Below are 1,600 nucleotides of genomic sequence, written 5' to 3'. Positions count from 1 at the left end.
CTAGCAGCCTGTCGGAGTTGACCCCAAGGGTCTGGTTCGATCCGGTTTAGGGGCGTGCGGTGCTTTGATTGTGCGGTGATTTGGCTGGTTGGGCGCTCTGGGGGCGGGGGGCTTGATCCGTGGGCCGGCCTGATGTGGATTTTGGCGTGGATGGTGCGTTGGCGCGGCCTCAGGCCCTGCGCAGGACATTGAGGCGCTTGACGTTCCAGGCCAGGGTCACGAGGGTCCATTCGCCGCTGGCGGCGTCCAGGCCGCGCATCGACAGGCGTCGCCAGCCCATGGCCTGTTTGATAATCCCGAACACCGGCTCGACGGTCTGTTTGCGCAGCCCGTAGAGGGCCCGGCCGGCTCGGGTGGTCAGTCGATGGGCCATCCTGATCACCGGGTCGTCGGTGTCGGGGGGCGCGGTGTCGGCGGCGAAGCGCTCGAACACTGGCGGGTGATGACCCTGGCGGCCCATGGCGATCATCGGCTCGATCCCGGCGGCCTCGCAGGCGGTGACGTTGGCGGCGCTGAAGTAGCCGGTGTCGGCCAGCAGGTTGGCCGGCGTCCCCAAGGCCTGGGGCAGATCGGCCAGGCCTTGCAGCGCCGGGGCGATCTGCTGCTTGTCGTTGGGCGCCTGGGTCAGATGAGTGGCGACCACCAGCATGGTGGCGGCGTCCACCGCCGCCTGGGCGTTGTAGCTCTGGTCGAAGCCGCCGCCGGACCTGGGCATGATGCGGCTGTCCTCGTCGGTGAGGTTGACCTGGTCGCCATCGCGTGGGCCGGGCTCGGGCGGCCTGGGGTCCTTGCCGCCGGGCGTCTTGCCGGCCTCGCGCAGGGCCTGGCGGCGGGCCATCTTCTCCTCGTGGACCCGCTGTTCGGCCTCAAAGCGGTCCTGGGCGCGGGCCTCGATCACCGCCTTGGCCGCCTCCAGGGCCAGGAGCCGCTGCTCGCGCCGGGCGATCTCGGCGGGGATGTCCAGGCCGTCCCCCACCGGGGTCTGGTCGGCAGCCTCGGCCCGCGCCGTCAGGGCCTTCACTTCCTGGCGCAGCTGGGCTTCGATCTTCAGCGCGTGCTTCCACGACAGCGCCGAATGGCGGCTGGCGTTGGCCGCGATCTTGGTCCCGTCCAGGGCGATGGTCCCCAGCTTCAGGCAGTTCATCTCCCTGGCGATCAGCAGCACCTGCACGAATAGGGCCTCGATCCGGGGCAGGAACCGCCGCCGGAAGCTGGCCAGGGTGTCGTGGTCGGGATGGGTGTTGGCGGCGATGAAGCGGAACGCCACCGAGTCGTGCGTCGCCCGCTCGATCTTGCGGCTCGAGAAGGTTCCCGTGGCGTAGCCGTAGATCAACAGCCCCACCAGCACCGAGGGGTGATGCGCCGCCGAGCCCCGCCCCGCGTACTGGCCAACCAACTCGCTCAGGTCCAGCCGCTCGACAATCTCCACCACGAACCGCGCCAGATGATCCTGCGGCAGCCAATCCGATACCGACGGCGGCAGCAGATAGGGCGTGTCACGATCCGCATCGACAAACCGGGCCATCAGCGCGCAATCCCGTTGAAACCAACGGAATCATCGCACCGCTCGCACGCTGGGGAAAGTCCGACAGGCTGCTAG

General features: G+C 69.0%; 1 protein-coding gene. It reads right to left on the bottom strand.

The window, feature by feature from the left end; all coding sequences use genetic code 11:
* Positions 1 to 169: 169 nt before the first annotated feature.
* Entirely contained in the window at positions 170 to 1,525 is a 1,356-nt protein-coding gene (locus tag IEW15_RS25375; RefSeq protein ID WP_188583310.1) for an IS1182 family transposase, read from the bottom strand.
* Positions 1,526 to 1,600 lie beyond the last annotated feature (75 nt).

Origin of the sequence: Tistrella bauzanensis (assembly GCF_014636235.1) — a bacterium.
GTDB classification, from domain to species: Bacteria; Pseudomonadota; Alphaproteobacteria; order Tistrellales; family Tistrellaceae; genus Tistrella; species Tistrella bauzanensis.
Note: the sequence above shows the minus strand (reverse complement) of the source record. Positions and strands in the feature narration are given on the sequence as shown.